We start from the raw sequence: 16,225 nt of genomic DNA, 5'->3' as shown, positions 1-16,225 counted from the left end.
ATAAGATGCTAAGTTATAATAATTTTTTTGATAATCATTTACATAGCATAAAATTAGAAGGAAGATATAGAAAATTTACTTGTATTAAAAAATCTACTAAGTGGTTTCCTTATAATATTTGCGCACAAACAGGGAAAAAAGTTCTAATATGGTGTACTAATGACTATTTAGGAATGAGTTTTCATCCTGAAGTTTTATCATCAGCAGTTTTAGCAGTAAAACAAATGGGAGTAGGATCTGGTGGAACTAGAAATATTGGTGGTAATAATAGTGCTATAGTTGAGCTTGAAGAGTTATTAGCGATATTACATAAAAAACAGAAAGCTTTAGTATTTACTTCTGGGTATGTTGCAAACGATACTACTTTACAAACTCTAGCTAAAATTATTCCTGGATTGGTATTTATTTCTGATGAATATAATCATGCATCCATAATTGCAGGTATTAGAAATTCAAGAGCAGAAAAACATATTTATTTCCATAATAATATGCAATCTTTACAACAAATTTTATCATCTATACCAATAAATCAGCCAAAAATTATTGTATTTGAAGCGATTTATTCTATGAGTGGAACTATTGCCGCCGTAAAAGAGATTTGTAATTTAGCTAAGATGTATAATGCATTAACATATATTGATGAAGTGCATAGCGTTGGATTGTATGGAGATGATGGTTCTGGGATATGTACATTAACTGGTTTATTTAACCAGGTTGATATTATACAAGGTAATTTGGCTAAAGCTTATGGAGCAATTGGAGGATATATTGCAGCCAATAGTAATATCATTGATGCTATTAGGTCAACAGCATCAGGGTTTATTTTTACAACGGCTTTACCTCCAGTAATTAGTTGTGCAGCTATGACTAGTATAAAATATTTAATGAAGTCTAATAAAGAAAGGCTTAAACTTCAAGAAACTGTAGCTAAGTTAAAGGATAGTCTAACAAGTGCTGGAATAAGATATTTGACTAATAATAGTCATATTATAGCTATAGTTATTGGTGAGCCAGTGTTAACGCAAAGAGTTGCTCAAATCTTATTAGAAGAGTATAATATATACATTCAAGCTATTAACTTTCCAACAGTGCCAAGAGGTACAGAAAGATTGAGAATTACTCCTACTCCATTTCATACTGACGGAATGATACATAATTTAACAGTAGCTTTAAAACAGATATTATTAAATCTTAACATATATGCAGCATTGAGATGATATAGCTTTTTATTTATAATTGAAGTTATTTAACTTATAAGTATCTATTATTGTTTGACATATAATTTTGATTATAATAGCCAACGGAATAGCCAAAAATATTCCTGTAAATCCTAAATAATAGCTACAGGTTAATACTGAAAAATATATCCATATAGGGTGTAAGCCAACTTTGCTGCCTATAAGTTTAGGAGTAAGAAAGTGACTTTCTAAAATGTGACTGATGATATAAATCATAATTACATAAAGTAACTTGAACGATAAACCAAATTGAGAAAAACATGTTATTAATGCTATGCTTGTTGAGATTATTGTTCCAATTAAAGGTATTATAATTATAGTACCAGAAAATAATCCTATAGTTAAAGAAAAATCTAAATTAATTAATAATAGTGAGATGCTATAAAAAATTGATAATATTAGACAAGTATTTAGTTGTCCCTGAGCATATGCTAATAACGAAGTATTTATGCTATTAACTATTTTATTAATATATGAAAGGCTTTGCTGAGGAAGTATAGACTTGCAGCTATTGATAATTAGCTTCCAGTCTCTGAGAAAATAAAATAGTAATATACCAGTAAATGCTGCTGTAACAACGCTATGTATGGTAGTAATGGTATATTGCCAAGCGTGATTTAAAATATGAGTTATTATCAGAATCCAACTATTTATTATTTCAGTAAGTATGTGTTTAATATTATGATTAAGGTCAAGATTGTTAATACTGTTATTAGATTCTATAAAGCTTTGTATGGTTGCTCTATATGCTGGAATATTGGCAACTAATAGTGCTGCTTGTTTATAGATAATTGGCATTAGTAATAGTGCTGCTACAATTAGAATAGTTAAAAATACTACAAATACTATGGATACTATTAAGTTTCGTGATAATTTAAGTTTTATTTGTAATATTTCTACTATTGGGTTTAGTATATAAGCTAAAACTGCAGCTGCTAAAAATGGAGTAGCTATATTAATTAAAAAATAACATAACGATAATATTATTGCTGTAATTATAAAATACAGTATGTAGTTATTTGTTTTTACTATCATATAACAATGATCTTCAGTTAATTAAGTAATATTGAATTGTAAAATGAGGAATATAGTTTAAGAAAAATTTTACCATGAATGAAATGCATTTTTAATTACAAGGTAATACTATAGCAAATTAATAAAATTAATGGAATTAATCTTGATACTATCAAGATTAATTGATTTTTGATAGTTTAATTTTATTAGACCTCTTTCGAAACTGGTTAAAGTAGTTCAAAATTATAAATGCCAGAGATCAAATTAAATCTAAGACCGAATCTTTTACGTCTATTTCGATATTTATCGGCAATAATTTTGAACTACTTTAACCAGTTTCGAAAGAGGCCTAATATATCACCATCTAAAAAATTAATTCTACTATCAGATTGTTGCAACATTGTTGAGTTAAGCTATCTAATTGTTCCTGTAACCCTTTATTCTGATTATTATATACAATAGTTAAGTTAGTTTTATTACTTTGGCATATAGATGATAATATATAATGCTTATCTACTATTGATCTTAGTATATTACAATCAAAATTTATTAGTGTATATACATTTCGTTTGCTATAGTTAAATATATAACTGTAAACTAAATTTGTTAATTCAGCTAAATTATTGCTGTTAGGCAAGATTTGGATAGAATCACTAGTATCACTGATTCGCATAACCACCCTATATATTTAAAAATTGTATTACATTCCTGATTTATAAATTACATTAGCTGAATTATCAAGCTGTATTTGTTGTATAGGTATTAAAAAACTAAGATATAAGCTCTAGTTTATACTGAATATTAAGAAGGCTATGCTTTAAGCCTCAATATCCTTAACATAACTGCGCGCTATTCTTGACGAAAACTATTCCATTTTAAGCCATGAAGGCGAATGTGACGGTGTTTTAATCTAGTTCAGAGGAAAATTTTAAAATCAATGCAGCTTTATTTTGCTGTTCTTTATCAAAAATATCTTTACCAACCATAGTCCAATAATCTTGAACATTTGGATGTTACGTTAAAGTTTTTTTTAGTGAAACAATTGCACCAAATAAAGTATTTGTTGGTAACTGATCAAGCTTAACATTAGCAACTAATCCTCCAATTTCAATAAAACGTCGAGTACGCATTTTACGGTCTTTAATTTTGAGGTTAACTTCATCCATGATTATCTTAGCTTTTTTGTTGGAAAGTAATTTTTTGCTGCATAAGATTTGCAATGTTAGTAATTCAGAAAGATAAAAAAAATTAGGAAAAATATATCAAAATAAAATCACGTAAAGAAAAAAACGCACCTACCAAACCAGCATCAAATAATTATAGTCAAAAAAACGTGAATTCAAAGTTAGAAGCTTCATTAAAGAATAAGCTTAAGCTGGCAGGTAAGCTAGATAGCGCTTTCCATCCATAAGAACAGTACTGTGATAGTACATTTCATGTTCAAGATGATTTAACTAACTAGAAGAAATAAGTTAGAGTAAGAGTTATTATGAGCCTTATACGCTTTATAAAAGCTGCTATTTAGTTTATTCTCGTTTAAGTTGATACACGAAATTTAACTGTAGCTGTATTAATATTATTTGTCATATGACAATAATATCTTGATGTTAATTGTGAAAATATAGCGCAAATTTATGTATAACATTTGGCTAATTGGAGTGCTAATTTTTAATCCAACAACTTGAATTTATAGTTGATAAGGTTAGAGTAGCATTCAGTTGATAATGTTGCTTAAAAATATTTCTTAGAGTAAAGAAGTATGCAGCATCTTTATACAATAAAAAGATATCATAGATTATCAGAGAAGATACTCAGAAAATTTTTGATTAAATAAAACAGAAAGAAAGCACTATGTAACAGCAAACAATATTCTAAAACTGTTAAGTCCTATATTCAATAAGGCTATAGACTGTGGATTATTAGATAAAAATCCTGTATATAATAAAAAAAACACAAGCAAAAATCAAGATCTAAATATATAATATATAATAGACTTCTTTCGAAACTGGTTAATGTAGTTCAAAATTATAAATGCCAGAGATCAAATTAAATCTAAAACCGAATCTTTTACGTCTATTTCTATATTTATCATCAATAATTTTGAACTACATTAACCAGTTTCGAAAGAGGTCTATTATATCTTTTTGTCATATAAGATTTTTAAGGAAGGTGTTGTGAATTTAGATTTTGATTTTAGAGCTAAAGCATGAATAATAAATACTTTTTGGATGAATAAAAACTATATATGATTAAAATTGCAGAATTGGTAGTAACTTTTTTTTATTTAGGAAAGGTTAAGTTTGCTCCAGGTACATTAGGTTCGATAGTAGCTTTTCCATTAAGTTTATTAGTATATAGATATTTACCTGTATACGAATTTTATCAATTTAATATAACATTACTTGCTATTGCAGTTGTATTATTTATTGTTGGTAGTTTTTTTTGCAAAATATATATTGGATACTATGGGATACATGATCCTGGGGAAATTATTATTGATGAAGTAGCTGGGCAAATACTGACTATTATACTTGTAATGCAGTTAATAAATCATATTAATGCCAATTCAGTGCTAATGTTTTTAGTAGAGTTACTGAGATGCACTGTAGTTTCTGTAAACAATTATTGCAGTATATGTGATATAAATTATGTTAAGGAATTTAAGAATTATAATCTAGTGGTTTTATTGATATTGTCCTTATTATTTTTTAGATTGTGTGATATAGTTAAACCATGGCCTGTAGGTTTTATAGATCAGAATCTTAAAAATGGAATAGGAGTAATGTTAGATGATATTATTGCTGGATTAATGGCTGCGATAATGGTATACATTTTTATCAAATTCTAGATGATACTAGTCGATAATCAATATTTTACTTTTGTTTTATAGAATTAAAAATAAATTTATAATTTATGCAGTTGGATGATGCAGTAATTGCTCAAGTTAGAGAAATATATGACTTATTAATTACAAGAAACAACAACTTATTGATATCAACTGCTGAATCTTGTACTGGTGGAATGCTTGCTGCTTATATTACTTCAATTTCTGGCGCTTCAAAGATTTTTCATTCTGGCTTCATAGTATATTCTAATGTATCTAAAGTAAAATTGCTAGGATTACCACAACATATTCTATCAATTTATGGTTCAGTATCAGCTGAATGTGCTATTGCTATGGCTGAGAATTGTAAAATAGTTACTAAAAGTGATATTGCTTTGTCAATTACTGGTAATGCTGATTCTTCCAGTATACCAGAACAAAAGCAAGGAGGGCTAGTTTATTTTGGAATATGTGGGACTAATTCTAAAAGCTACAAAAAAAATTTTAATGGAGATAGACATCAAGTTCGTAGTCAAGCGTGCCAGTATGCTATAGAGTTACTGGGAGATTATGTATGTAATATACTACAATAATCTTTAATAATTAAGTAATTTAAACTAATAGGATATAAATTTAATGGAATTGAAAAAAAGTACTACTAAGAGAAGTAGTGTTAATGCTTTAGAAGAAATATTATACAATGAAATAAAAGTATTAGACCATGGATTTATAAGAGTTGTAGATTATATGGGAGATGATTTTTCAGTAGTACAAGCTGCTAGAGTCTCTTATGGTCGTGGAACGAAGCAACTTTCTCAAGATAGAGGATTGATAAGATATTTAATGCGACACAGACATACAACACCATTTGAGATGTGTGATATAAAGTTTCATATTAAACTGCCAATTTTTGTAGCACGTCAATGGATCAGACATCGTACAGCAAGTATTAATGAATATTCAGCTCGTTACTCTATTTTAGCGAAAGAGTTTTATTTGCCAAGAAATGAGGATATAACTCCTCAGTCAAAAACTAATAAGCAGGGTAGGTCAGAAGAGGTAATATCTGAGCAGTGGTCAATGAGAGTTTTAGAAATATTAAAGAGCGATGCTGAAAGATGTTATCAACACTATGAAGAAATGCTTAATGAAGATAGTGAAGGGCATATAGTAAATTCTGAAAACGTAGGGATTGCAAGAGAGTTGGCTAGAATTAATCTGCCTCTAAATTATTATACTGAGTGGTATTGGAAAGTGAACTTACATAATTTATTACATTTTCTATCCTTAAGAGGAAGTAAACATTCTCAATATGAAATTAGAGCTTATGCAAAAAAGATGATTGATATAGTAAAGCTTTGGGTTCCTTATAGTTTTGAGGCATTTGAAGATTATATATTGCATTCAGCATTAATATCAAAGGGAGGCTTGGCAGTAGTTAGAAAAATGATAAAAGGTGAAAAGGTTAGTATGGAGGATAGTAACCTTTCAAAAAGAGAATGGGAAGAGTTAATGGAGATAGTTAATGGAGATAGTTAATGTATTATTGAATATGGAATTAATAAATGCTGTTTTTATAGATTAAATTGAATTTTAAATGTGAATAGTGAGAAAAAACATTATAAAAATAAGAATACTTCTTGACATAAAACAAAAAAACTATATAACTGTGTGAAGAAGCAAGTAATAAAGTATCTTTATATCTTGTAGCTGTTTAATAAGTAAATAAAGTTATCCAATATAAATAACTAACACAAAAAAAATTTACTGTTAGATACAAAACAATTTTTAGAATTAGTTCTGTATGCAATCAAGTAATTTCAAGTAATTAATAACAAAAGGGCATTCGGTGGATGCCTTGGCGCTAGAAGGCGATGAAGGACGTAATACGCTGCGATAAGCTTCGGGGAGCTGCGAATGAGCTTTGATCCGGAGATTTCCGAATGGGGGAACCCACTTGATTTATCAAGTATTATATAATGAATAAAATAGTTATATAAAGCAAACCCAGCGAATTGAAATATCTTAGTAGCTGGAGGAAAGGACATCAATTGAGACTCCGTTAGTAGTGACGAGCGAAAGCGGACCAGGCCAGTAGTATTAGAAAAATAACTAGAATAATATGGAAAGATTAGCAATATAGGGTGATAGCCCCGTATAGGTAAAAATTTTTAATACTCTTGAGTAAGGCGAGACACGTGAAATCTTGTTTGAAGATGGGGGGACCACCCTCCAAGCCTAAGTACTCTCTAGCGACCGATAGTGTACTAGTACTGTGAAGGAAAGGTGAAAAGAACCCCGGTTAGGGGAGTGAAATAGATCTGAAACCAAATGCCTACAACCAGTCGGAGCAGGTTATGTTAATGATAGTATGGTTTTAGTTGAGCAATCAATTATATTATATGGTTATATACTGTATCTTGTGACGGCGTACCTTTTGTATAATGAGTCAGCGAGTTAATTTATTAAGCAAGCTTAAGCTGTTAAGTGTAGGCGTAGCGAAAGCGAGTCTGAATAGGGCGATTAAGTTTAATGAATTAGACCCGAAACCGAGTGATCTAGCCATGGCCAGGCTGAAGGTAAAGTAATATTTACTGGAGGGCCGAACCCGTTAATGTTGAAAAATTATGGGATGAGCTGTGGCTAGGGGTGAAAGGCTAATCAAACTCGGATATATCTGGTTCTCCGCGAAATCTATTTAGGTAGAGCGTTATGTGGTTGTTATTGAAGGTAGAGCACTGAATAAGCTAGGGGGTCATACAGGCTTACCAAACTTAATCAAACTCCGAATGTCAATAAAGTATAGCATAACAGACAGACTGTGGGCGCTAAGGTTCATAGTCGAGAGGGAAACAGCCCAGATCGTCATCTAAGGTCCCCAAATCATAGCTAAGTGTGAAAGGATGTGAAAAGACCAAAACAACTAGGAAGTTGGCTTAGAAGCAGCCATCTTTTAAAGAAAGCGTAATAGCTCACTAGTCTAGATAAGTTTTTTTGCGCCAACAATGTAGCGGGGCTAAAGCTATGTACCGAAGATACGAACTTAATATTGTAATGGTATTAAGTGGTAGCGGAGCGTTCCGTAAGCCTGTGAAGGTAGACCGTGAGGTCTGCTGGAGGTATCGGAAGTGAGAATGCTGACATGAGTAACGATAAAAAATGTGAGAAACATTTTCGCCGAAAATCTAAGGTTTCCTGCGTAAAGCTAATCTGCGCAGGGTTAGTCGGCTCCTAAGGTGAGGCTGAAAGGCGTAGCTGATGGGAATCAGGTTAATATTCCTGAACCTAAGAGATGTGACGAAAGTAAGACATTGTATAGGCTTAATGGATTGTCTATGCAGTTAATATTTTCCAGGAAATAGCACTCTTATTTAAGACCGTACCGGAAACCGACACAGGTAGATAGGTAGAGTATACCAAGGCGCTTGAGAGAACGATGCTGAAGGAACTAGGCAAATTGCATCCGTAACTTTGGAAGAAGGATGACCTATATATGGGCAACCAATTATAGGTGGCACAGGCTAGGGGGTAGCGACTGTTTAATAAAAACACAGGACTCTGCAAAGTCAATAGACGAGGTATAGGGTCTGACGCCTGCCCGGTGCTGGAAGATTAAAAGGAGGAGTGCAAGCTCTGAATTGAAGTCCCAGTGAACGGCGGCCGTAACTATGACGGTCCTAAGGTAGCGAAATTCCTTGTCGGGTAAGTTCCGACCTGCACGAATGGCGTAACGACTTCCCCGCTGTCTCCAGTATCGACTCAGTGAAATTGAATTCTCCGTGAAAATGCGGAGTTCCCACGGTTAGACGGAAAGACCCCGTGAACCTTTACTACAGCTTTGTATTGGTATTAGAAGTTAAATGTGCAGGATAGGTGGGAGGCTATGAAGCAGTGACGCCAGTTATTGTGGAGCCATCCTTGAGATACCACTCTTTTAATTTTTGATATCTAACTGAATTCCTTGAATCAGGAATCAAGACAGTGCATGGTGGGTAGTTTGACTGGGGCGGTCGCCTCCCAAAGAGTAACGGAGGCGCGCGAAGGTTAGCTCAAGTTGGTCGGAAATCAACTGTTGAGTGTAATGGCATAAGCTAGCCTGACTGCGAGTCTGACAAGACGAGCAGAGACGAAAGTCGGTCATAGTGATCCGGTGGTCCCGAGTGGAAGGGCCATCGCTCAACGAATAAAAGGTACTCCGGGGATAACAGGCTAATGATTTCCAAGAGCCCATATCGACGAAATCGTTTGGCACCTCGATGTCGGCTCATCACATCCCGGGGCTGGAGAATGTCCCAAAGGTTCGGCTGTTCGCCGATTAAAGTGGTACGTGAGCTGGGTTTAGAACGTCGTGAGACAGTTTGGTCCCTATCTGCCGTGGGTGTTGGAGATTTGAGAGGGCCTGCCTTTAGTACGAGAGGACCGAGGTGGACGTACCTATGGTGTACCAGTTGTCGCGCCAGCGGCACAGCTGGGTAGCTAAGTACGGAAGAGATAACTGCTGAATGCATCTAAGCAGGAAGCTTGCCTCAAGACTAGATCTCCCCATTAAAGCTGTGGAAGACTACCACGTTGATAGGCCAGGTGTGTAAGTACGGTGACGTATTGAGCTAACTGGTACTAATAGCTTGATTGATTTAATTACTCTGAAATTGTATACAGTGCTAATTCTATTGTTGTTTTTGATGTTAATATATTTGTGTACAGTACGATATTGGTAACTTTATTTATTTTAAACTGTTTTTAAGCTATAGTATAGGAACTATAGCCTATATGTCTGGCTTGGTGGTTATAATTATGAGTGACACATACGATCCCATTCCGAACTCGATCATTAAACCTCATAATGCTGATGGTACTGTGTTTAAACATGGGAGAGTAAGTTGCTGCCAGGCTTGATATGTAGTTTCATTTGTTACTGTAATCCTTATTAATTTAGGTAAATTTTATCTACTAGCATTAGAAATAACATTCAATAAAATATTGTACCTTACCTTATATTAATATTATATTAGCAACACTATTAAAGTTTTTGTAGTAATGATGTTTCTTTTTAACGAATCAGTTATTAAACTTTGAAATATCTATGATAGTATGCTAAAATTTAGCTAAAAATATAATGCTAATGGATAATAGTGAAATAGCAGTTGATATTAAAAATAGTAAATACTTTCAAGATGCTTATAGGTGGTATAAAGCTAAGTATCTTTATCCATTTCTACATCGGTCTGTAGTATTTATTATACTAGCGTTATTATTGCTATTAATAGTACTGAGTATAATTAATGTTTATAGCTTGCTGCCTGTTACACAATCACTAAAATATATTATTTCAGTAGATGAAAAATTTAATGCTGCTGCAAAAATAACTCCTGCAGATCAAGTACTTAAAAATCCACTTCAATCTATAGTAAAAATTTTAGCTGAAAGCTATGTTGTAAAACGTGAAAGTTATAACTACAATCAACTTGCTAGTCAATTTCAATATATCAAGAATAGATCTACGCGAGGAATATTTAGACAATTTGTTAATTATATGAGTCTTCAAAACTATCAGTCTCCTGTATTAAGATATCAAAAGACTGCTAAGCGTAAAATTAAGATTTTGTCATCAGTATTTCTTAATAATGATGAGTTAGCTGTATATTTTCACTCATGTGCCATAGATGATAAAGGTAATATGGTTGAAGATATGAAGTGGAAAGCAAACATTATTTTTGAAACAGATCAAGTTAATTTAAATGCTGCATCTGGTTCAATTTTTAAATTTTTTGTAACAGATTATAAAATAACATTACTACAGAATAATAATGAGAAATAGCAATAATCAGATTAGTTTTTTTATTATATTATTAACTATTATAATGTTGCCGTTTAGAGCGATGGCTATTAGGGAACCTAAGCCTACAGCTATTGATAGCAGAATAAGAGTAATGACTTATAGTCCAAATGATGTGTTTAAATTTACTGGGTATTATAACTATCAAGGATGTATAGAGCTTGATAAAGGTGAAGAAATTGTAAATTTATCAATGGGAGATCCAAATGCATGGTTTATTCAAGAATTCGGTAATAGAATTTTTATAAAACCTATCAAGGATGATGCTACTACTAATATGCTTCTTATTACTAACAAACGTACTTACTTTTTTGAATTACATGCTGAGGAAGTACAAAATATTAATGATTCTAACATGATATTTAATGTAAAATTTTTATATCCTGACAATGAGAAGAGTAATAGTACAAATTTAGTATCATTAACTTCAGAAGTAGATTTATCTCACCCGGAAAATTATAATTTTTACTATACCATTAGTGGGCATCAGGAAATAGCACCAATAAAAATTTTTGATGATGGAGATTTTACTTATATATATTTTAGAGATAAAAATGTTGTAATGCCAACAGTATATATAGTAGATGATAGGAAAAAAGAGTCGCTTGTAAATTTTAGAATAAGTACTAAAAATCCTAACTTGATGATTGTTGAACAAGTATCTCTTAGATTATCTTTAAGATTAGGAAAAAAAGTAGTATATGTATTTAACGAAGCGTTACTATCAAAGTAGTTAATTTTAATACTCAACAACTATTTGGGAGATTATAGCTTAAATTGTTAAGATATTAACTTTAGTAAAAAAAAACAGTTACAGTTATAGTTGTGGTAATGTTATAACCTTTTATCGCGTTTTAGAGGTCTTTTTTTAAAAAAGCATTTTGCATACACAAAAGAAGTACAAGAATATATGTCCTATTTGTATATAGGAAAAAAAGAGCTATAAAGGCTATTCTACCTTGATTGTGAAACTTCAGATTGGTGTAATAAATTTAATGACTTTTTCCTCTGTTGGTAGTTTTTTCAACTGCAATATTCTGATGAGGTTGATAGATAATGTTATTAGTTATTTGATGCTCATACTTCACCCCCATTTCATGCAACTTGCTACCTATCTTCATGACCTCCTCCTGATCTTCACGACTAAATCTTTTTAAGATTGTCTTGGTTATATCATATAAAAATTGCCAAGACATTTCAGTTAGCTGTTTCAAAGATAGCTTGTGCACTACAGATCTAGCTTGAGCATAATCCTTTTGTGCTATTGCATCTCCTCGTTGTATATAATTGTTTTTGCTTTGTTTAGATTTTCGTATTTTGTAAATCAATATAGCAATCGTAATAATAACTAAAGGTATAGATAAAATTAGATGATTAAGCATAGTTTAAATTGCTCTTTTGTTGTTTACTTGATTCATTTGAATTTATACTTATAAAAGCTTATATATTATAGTATAAAAATTCTAAAATAAAAAACAAGGTATGAAATTTATGTCATCCTGGCTTAATAAGCTTACTGCAGCTGTTAGCAAGACAACTAATAAGCTTACAGTACAAATTACTAAACTTTTTTCTGAAAAAACTATAACCAAAGAATCTATTGAACAGCTAGAAGAGGTTTTATTAAGTGCTGATTTTGGTGTTACAGCTACTAATAATATTATCGAAAATTTTAAAACGATTAAATTTAATAAGAATATTCAGTTAGATGATATTAAATCAGAGCTAGCAAAATCAATTATAAAATTTGCTTTTCCAAACGGAAATCCTGAACTACATATTAAGCCAGATGTACTTAATGTAATGATTATATGTGGAATTAATGGTAATGGTAAAACTACAACTATTGGTAAATTATCACATTACTATAACTTGCAAGGACAAAAAATAGCTATAGCTGCTTGTGATACTTTTAGGGCTGCAGCAACAGAGCAGCTAGAAGTATGGGCAAATAGGTCAGGTAGCTATCTATTTAAAGGAAATCCAGGAGCAGATCCTGCAAGTGTAGCATATCAAGCTGTTAGTTGGGCAATAGATAATAAAATTAACATATTGTTTATTGATACAGCTGGTAGACTTCATAATCATAAAAATTTAATGGATCAATTAAAAAAGATCAAAAAGGTTATTAATCAGTATCATAGTAGTTCTGTATGTTATACTTTACTTACTCTAGATGCTACTAATGGGCAAAATGCCTTTACTCAAGTTGAGCAATTTCAAGATATTGTATTATTAGATGGAGTAATTATTACAAAACTTGATAGTACATCAAAAGCAGGAGTGGCTGTAGGGATAGCTGAAAAGTTTAAAATTCCTATTTATTTTATTGGTATAGGGGAACAAATTGATGATATTAAGGAATTTAATGCTAGTGATTTTGTAAATGCAATATTAGCAGGGCTTACACAAAAGAATAAAAATATGTAGAGAAGAGATATTTTTGGCAAAAGTACAAAGAAAAATTGTAATTGTTTGCAAAAAAAACTGCATACTATTTTGTTTTTGAAGATGAATACTTAGGTGAAATACACTAGTTTTTGCAGTTTTAATTGTGAGTTATTGCATCTTCTGCAAAACTAATACCAGAAAATCACTATCTACATCAAAACAACTCAATAACTTTGTATATTCATAAGTTATTATTTCTCATTTACTCATAGCATAAGTTCAGTAGATATAATAGAGAAAAAAATAAAATTATAAAAACTACATTAGTGAATTAGGCTATATATCTCAATCTTAAAATAATAAAAACTACTTAGGCATAACTTTTGATATAGTAATCATATAATCCAGAATAGCGCTAATCCTAGCCAAATTGTTTAAGGCATTGTCACTATCTTCTTACATGCAAGTTAAGAATGTTGGTGCAGGATAGTAGCAATGCTCTAAATAAATTTTCATGATTCTGAAAATTTATCAATCAAGATTACTTTTTAATATCTGTTCATTTTCTATTGCCGCCTTACATTGTTCTAATTCTAGTAAACAAACTATGTTATTATAATAAGCTTCTACACAATTAGGTTTATACTGAATAGCTAAATGAAAATTTTCTATTGCTTCTTGATATTTGTTTAACTCAAAAACTAAAATTTCAATATTAAATTTTTTCTGCTATCATGGTTCTATACTGCATTCATTTTCTGTTGTATGAGCTGATTATTTTTTTGATACAATAGCTGTATTTAACAATCTTAATAATAAAACAGCTGTTATATATTTCATATGATTATTAATTGCACTTTAAATTTTTGATTAGCTACTGACAGCCAAATAATTACTGAATTAGCAGTGTTATAATTAAATTTTCTTTTATATTGTTGTATTTTTTTAATCTTATCTATAATACTATCAAAAATTTTATCAATATTCTTTATTTTTTCATTAGACCTCTTTCGAAACTGGTTAAGGTAGTTCAAAATTATTGCTTACAAATATCGAAATAGACGTAAAAGATTCGTTCTTAGATTTATTTTGATCTTTGGCATTTATAATTTTGAACTACCTTAACCAGTTTCGAAAGAGGTCTATTATCTCAATGATTACTGTTAATAACATTAGTTGAATTAGATACATGTGCTTTTCTATAAAAAAAGTGTTAATATTATTGGTTTAAAGTTAAAAATGAAATACATAAAGTAGCTCACTTATTTCATGACTTTTTTGATGCTATCTTTTACATTTTACATTCTGTAACTACCTTTCCAAATTTAAGCTATGCTGTCAACATACAATGTTTATTCTAGCTTCAAAAGCAAAATTTAAATAACTATTTTCATTTTCATTAATTTATATTAGAATGACAATATATGGTTAATATTTTAAGTTAGCATTATTATAGTTAGAAAACTAACAGTTATATGAAGATTAAAGCTGCTCTTATTCGACAACATCCAATCTGGAACAATCATAATGAAATTAACTTATGTTATGTAAAAAAAATTATAAAAACAACTCTATGTCATAACGTTTTTGCGAAGTTGCAGTTAGTTCAGCAAGCTGAAGTTGTAATTTTATTAACTAATGATCATGAAATGCAGAACTTAAATTTTACTCATAGAAAAATTAATAAACCAACAAATGTTCTATCATTTCCAGATCAAGTTCTTGATTGGCAAAATTTATCTACTTTAGACATACAGGATAACTATATTTATTTAGGAGACATTGCATTTGGATATAATTCAATTTCTAAAGAAGCAGTAGAACAACAAAAAACTTTTATTAACCATTTTACTCATTTGCTAATACATGCAATATTACATTTACTAGGGTTTGATCATCAACACGACAGTGAAGCTATAATTATGGAAGAGTTAGAAGTTAATTTACTTGCTAAATTTAGTATAGCATCACCATATTAGTAAGTATAACTGATGCAACTTAAACCTTTAGATAAAAAGGCAAAAAAGCACTTTATTGCCTATTATATAACAGCATTAAAAAACTGGTGTTTCCAAATTTTAAGCAGGTTTCGGCTTATGTATAATGCTAAGTATAGGGAATTATATCATATTATTCAGGACCTTGAAATTAATGGTAATAAGATGTCTATAAGAGAGCAGATGTTACTCAGCAATTTCCTAAAATGCTATAACAAAAGCTTAGAAGAGATCATGATACCTAGATCTGATATTAAAGCAATTAAACTACCACTTACTCTTGATAAGTTAAAATCAATCATTACTCATACTTATCATACTCGTATATTAGTATATGAGAATAATCTTGATACTATTCTTGGGTTTGTACATATAAGAGATTTACTGCCTATATTGCTGGATGATAAGAACTTTACATTAAATTCCATTTTACGCCAACCTATTATTGCTGCTCAATCAATGAAAGTACTAGATTTGCTATCTGTTATGCAAAGAAAAAAAACATATATATCAATAGTAGTTGATGAATATGGTGGAACAGATGGCATAGTAACTACTGAAGATATTATAGAAAAAATATTTGATGGCATTGATCAGGAAGATAGTAGTTACTTTGATGCAAGGCCAGAATTTATATATCAAGTAGTTGATCAGCAAACTATTATTACAAGTGCGAGAGTAAGAATTGAAACATTAGAAAAAGCTATCGGCATTCAATTAAAACAAGAAGAAGATGAATGTAATACTATTGGTGGCCTAGTACTTACTCGAATAGGACATATGCCATCTGTAGGTTTTGTTGTAAACATTAACAAAAATATACAAGCTGAAATTGTTGATGCTACTCCTCGTATATTAAAACAAATTAAATTGACTATTCAAGATTACGAAAAATCTAATATCTTATAGTTATTATTGTTTACAT

At 30.7% G+C, this 16,225-nt stretch carries 13 protein-coding genes, 2 rRNA genes and 4 pseudogenes; 12 read left to right on the top strand and 7 right to left on the bottom strand.

What is annotated here, in order from left to right; translation table 11 throughout:
• The first annotated feature begins 5 nt into the window (after positions 1 to 5).
• Complete coding sequence (gene hemA, locus OTBS_RS01635) at positions 6 to 1,217, top strand: 5-aminolevulinate synthase (protein ID WP_011944413.1); 1,212 nt, start codon at positions 6 to 8, stop codon at positions 1,215 to 1,217.
• A gap of 9 nt (positions 1,218 to 1,226) precedes the next feature.
• On the opposite strand, the gene OTBS_RS01630 is transcribed toward hemA, so the two are convergent.
• The 5 genes and pseudogenes from OTBS_RS01630 to OTBS_RS13775 form a co-directional block, all read right to left on the bottom strand.
• On the bottom strand, positions 1,227 to 2,273 hold the full coding sequence (locus OTBS_RS01630) for an AI-2E family transporter (RefSeq protein ID WP_011944412.1): 1,047 nt from the start codon (positions 2,271 to 2,273) through the stop codon (positions 1,227 to 1,229).
• A 206-nt stretch (positions 2,274 to 2,479) separates the two neighbouring features.
• Positions 2,480 to 2,575, bottom strand: a pseudogene (locus OTBS_RS18170) (IS5/IS1182 family transposase); the annotation flags it as partial.
• A gap of 41 nt (positions 2,576 to 2,616) precedes the next feature.
• Positions 2,617 to 2,925 carry a hypothetical protein gene (locus OTBS_RS01625; protein WP_041621109.1) on the bottom strand — a complete coding sequence of 103 codons (309 nt, stop codon included), beginning with the start codon at positions 2,923 to 2,925 and terminating at the stop codon, positions 2,617 to 2,619.
• 97 nt (positions 2,926 to 3,022) lie between these two features.
• A pseudogene (locus OTBS_RS17800) lies at positions 3,023 to 3,473 on the bottom strand (conjugal transfer protein TraD).
• Between the two features lie 788 nt (positions 3,474 to 4,261).
• Positions 4,262 to 4,357: pseudogene (locus tag OTBS_RS13775) on the bottom strand (IS5/IS1182 family transposase); the annotation flags it as partial.
• Positions 4,358 to 4,515: 158 nt separating this feature from the next.
• Between OTBS_RS13775 and OTBS_RS01615 the strand changes: the two are divergent.
• The 7 genes from OTBS_RS01615 (at position 4,516) to virB9 (ending at position 11,645) form a co-directional block, all read left to right on the top strand.
• Positions 4,516 to 5,100 (top strand): phosphatidylglycerophosphatase A, encoded by a 585-nt coding sequence (locus OTBS_RS01615; RefSeq protein WP_232488848.1) that lies wholly within the window; start codon positions 4,516 to 4,518, stop codon positions 5,098 to 5,100.
• Between the two features lie 65 nt (positions 5,101 to 5,165).
• A complete protein-coding gene (locus tag OTBS_RS01610) occupies positions 5,166 to 5,669 on the top strand; it encodes a CinA family protein (RefSeq protein WP_011944409.1) in 504 nt (167 codons plus the stop codon).
• A gap of 43 nt (positions 5,670 to 5,712) precedes the next feature.
• A complete protein-coding gene (gene thyX / locus OTBS_RS01605) occupies positions 5,713 to 6,615 on the top strand; it encodes an FAD-dependent thymidylate synthase (RefSeq protein ID WP_011944408.1) in 903 nt (300 codons plus the stop codon).
• A gap of 287 nt (positions 6,616 to 6,902) precedes the next feature.
• A 23S ribosomal RNA gene (locus OTBS_RS01600) occupies positions 6,903 to 9,718 on the top strand.
• A gap of 136 nt (positions 9,719 to 9,854) precedes the next feature.
• Positions 9,855 to 9,968: ribosomal RNA gene (gene rrf, locus OTBS_RS01595) — 5S ribosomal RNA — on the top strand.
• Between the two features lie 230 nt (positions 9,969 to 10,198).
• On the top strand, positions 10,199 to 10,894 hold the full coding sequence (locus OTBS_RS01590; RefSeq protein WP_041621427.1) for a virB8 family protein: 696 nt from the start codon (positions 10,199 to 10,201) through the stop codon (positions 10,892 to 10,894).
• Complete coding sequence (gene virB9 / locus OTBS_RS01585; RefSeq protein WP_011944406.1) at positions 10,884 to 11,645, top strand: P-type conjugative transfer protein VirB9; 762 nt, start codon at positions 10,884 to 10,886, stop codon at positions 11,643 to 11,645. The genes OTBS_RS01590 and virB9 overlap by 11 nt, the downstream gene beginning before the upstream one ends.
• A 259-nt stretch (positions 11,646 to 11,904) precedes the next feature.
• Here the strand turns inward: virB9 and OTBS_RS01580 are convergent, their stop codons facing one another.
• A complete protein-coding gene (locus OTBS_RS01580; RefSeq protein ID WP_231965474.1) occupies positions 11,905 to 12,240 on the bottom strand; it encodes a DUF2660 domain-containing protein in 336 nt (111 codons plus the stop codon).
• Positions 12,241 to 12,403: 163 nt separating this feature from the next.
• Between OTBS_RS01580 and ftsY the strand changes: the two genes are divergently transcribed.
• A complete protein-coding gene (gene ftsY / locus OTBS_RS01575; RefSeq protein ID WP_011944404.1) occupies positions 12,404 to 13,342 on the top strand; it encodes a signal recognition particle-docking protein FtsY in 939 nt (312 codons plus the stop codon).
• A 797-nt stretch (positions 13,343 to 14,139) separates the two neighbouring features.
• Here the strand turns inward: ftsY and OTBS_RS14840 are convergent.
• Positions 14,140 to 14,337 (bottom strand): hypothetical protein, encoded by a 198-nt coding sequence (locus tag OTBS_RS14840; protein ID WP_041621108.1) that lies wholly within the window; start codon positions 14,335 to 14,337, stop codon positions 14,140 to 14,142.
• Here OTBS_RS14840 and OTBS_RS13770 point away from each other — a divergent pair.
• From OTBS_RS13770 to OTBS_RS01560, 3 genes and pseudogenes are all read left to right on the top strand, one after another.
• Positions 14,333 to 14,428: pseudogene (locus OTBS_RS13770) on the top strand (IS5/IS1182 family transposase); the annotation flags it as partial. The gene OTBS_RS14840 and the pseudogene OTBS_RS13770 sit on opposite strands and share 5 nt — an antisense overlap.
• 350 nt (positions 14,429 to 14,778) lie before the next feature.
• Complete coding sequence (ybeY, locus tag OTBS_RS01565) at positions 14,779 to 15,282, top strand: rRNA maturation RNase YbeY (RefSeq protein WP_011944403.1); 504 nt, start codon at positions 14,779 to 14,781, stop codon at positions 15,280 to 15,282.
• Positions 15,283 to 15,294: 12 nt separating this feature from the next.
• The gene (locus OTBS_RS01560) at positions 15,295 to 16,209 is read left to right on the top strand and encodes a transporter associated domain-containing protein (RefSeq protein WP_011944402.1); all 915 of its coding nucleotides are present in this window, start codon (positions 15,295 to 15,297) and stop codon (positions 16,207 to 16,209) included.
• The last annotated feature ends 16 nt before the right edge of the window (positions 16,210 to 16,225 follow it).

Origin of the sequence: Orientia tsutsugamushi str. Boryong (genome assembly GCF_000063545.1) — a bacterium.
In the GTDB taxonomy this organism is placed as follows: Bacteria; Pseudomonadota; Alphaproteobacteria; order Rickettsiales; family Rickettsiaceae; genus Orientia; species Orientia tsutsugamushi_C.
The sequence above is the reverse complement of the archived record's forward strand: the minus strand, read 5'-3'. Positions and strand labels throughout refer to the sequence as shown.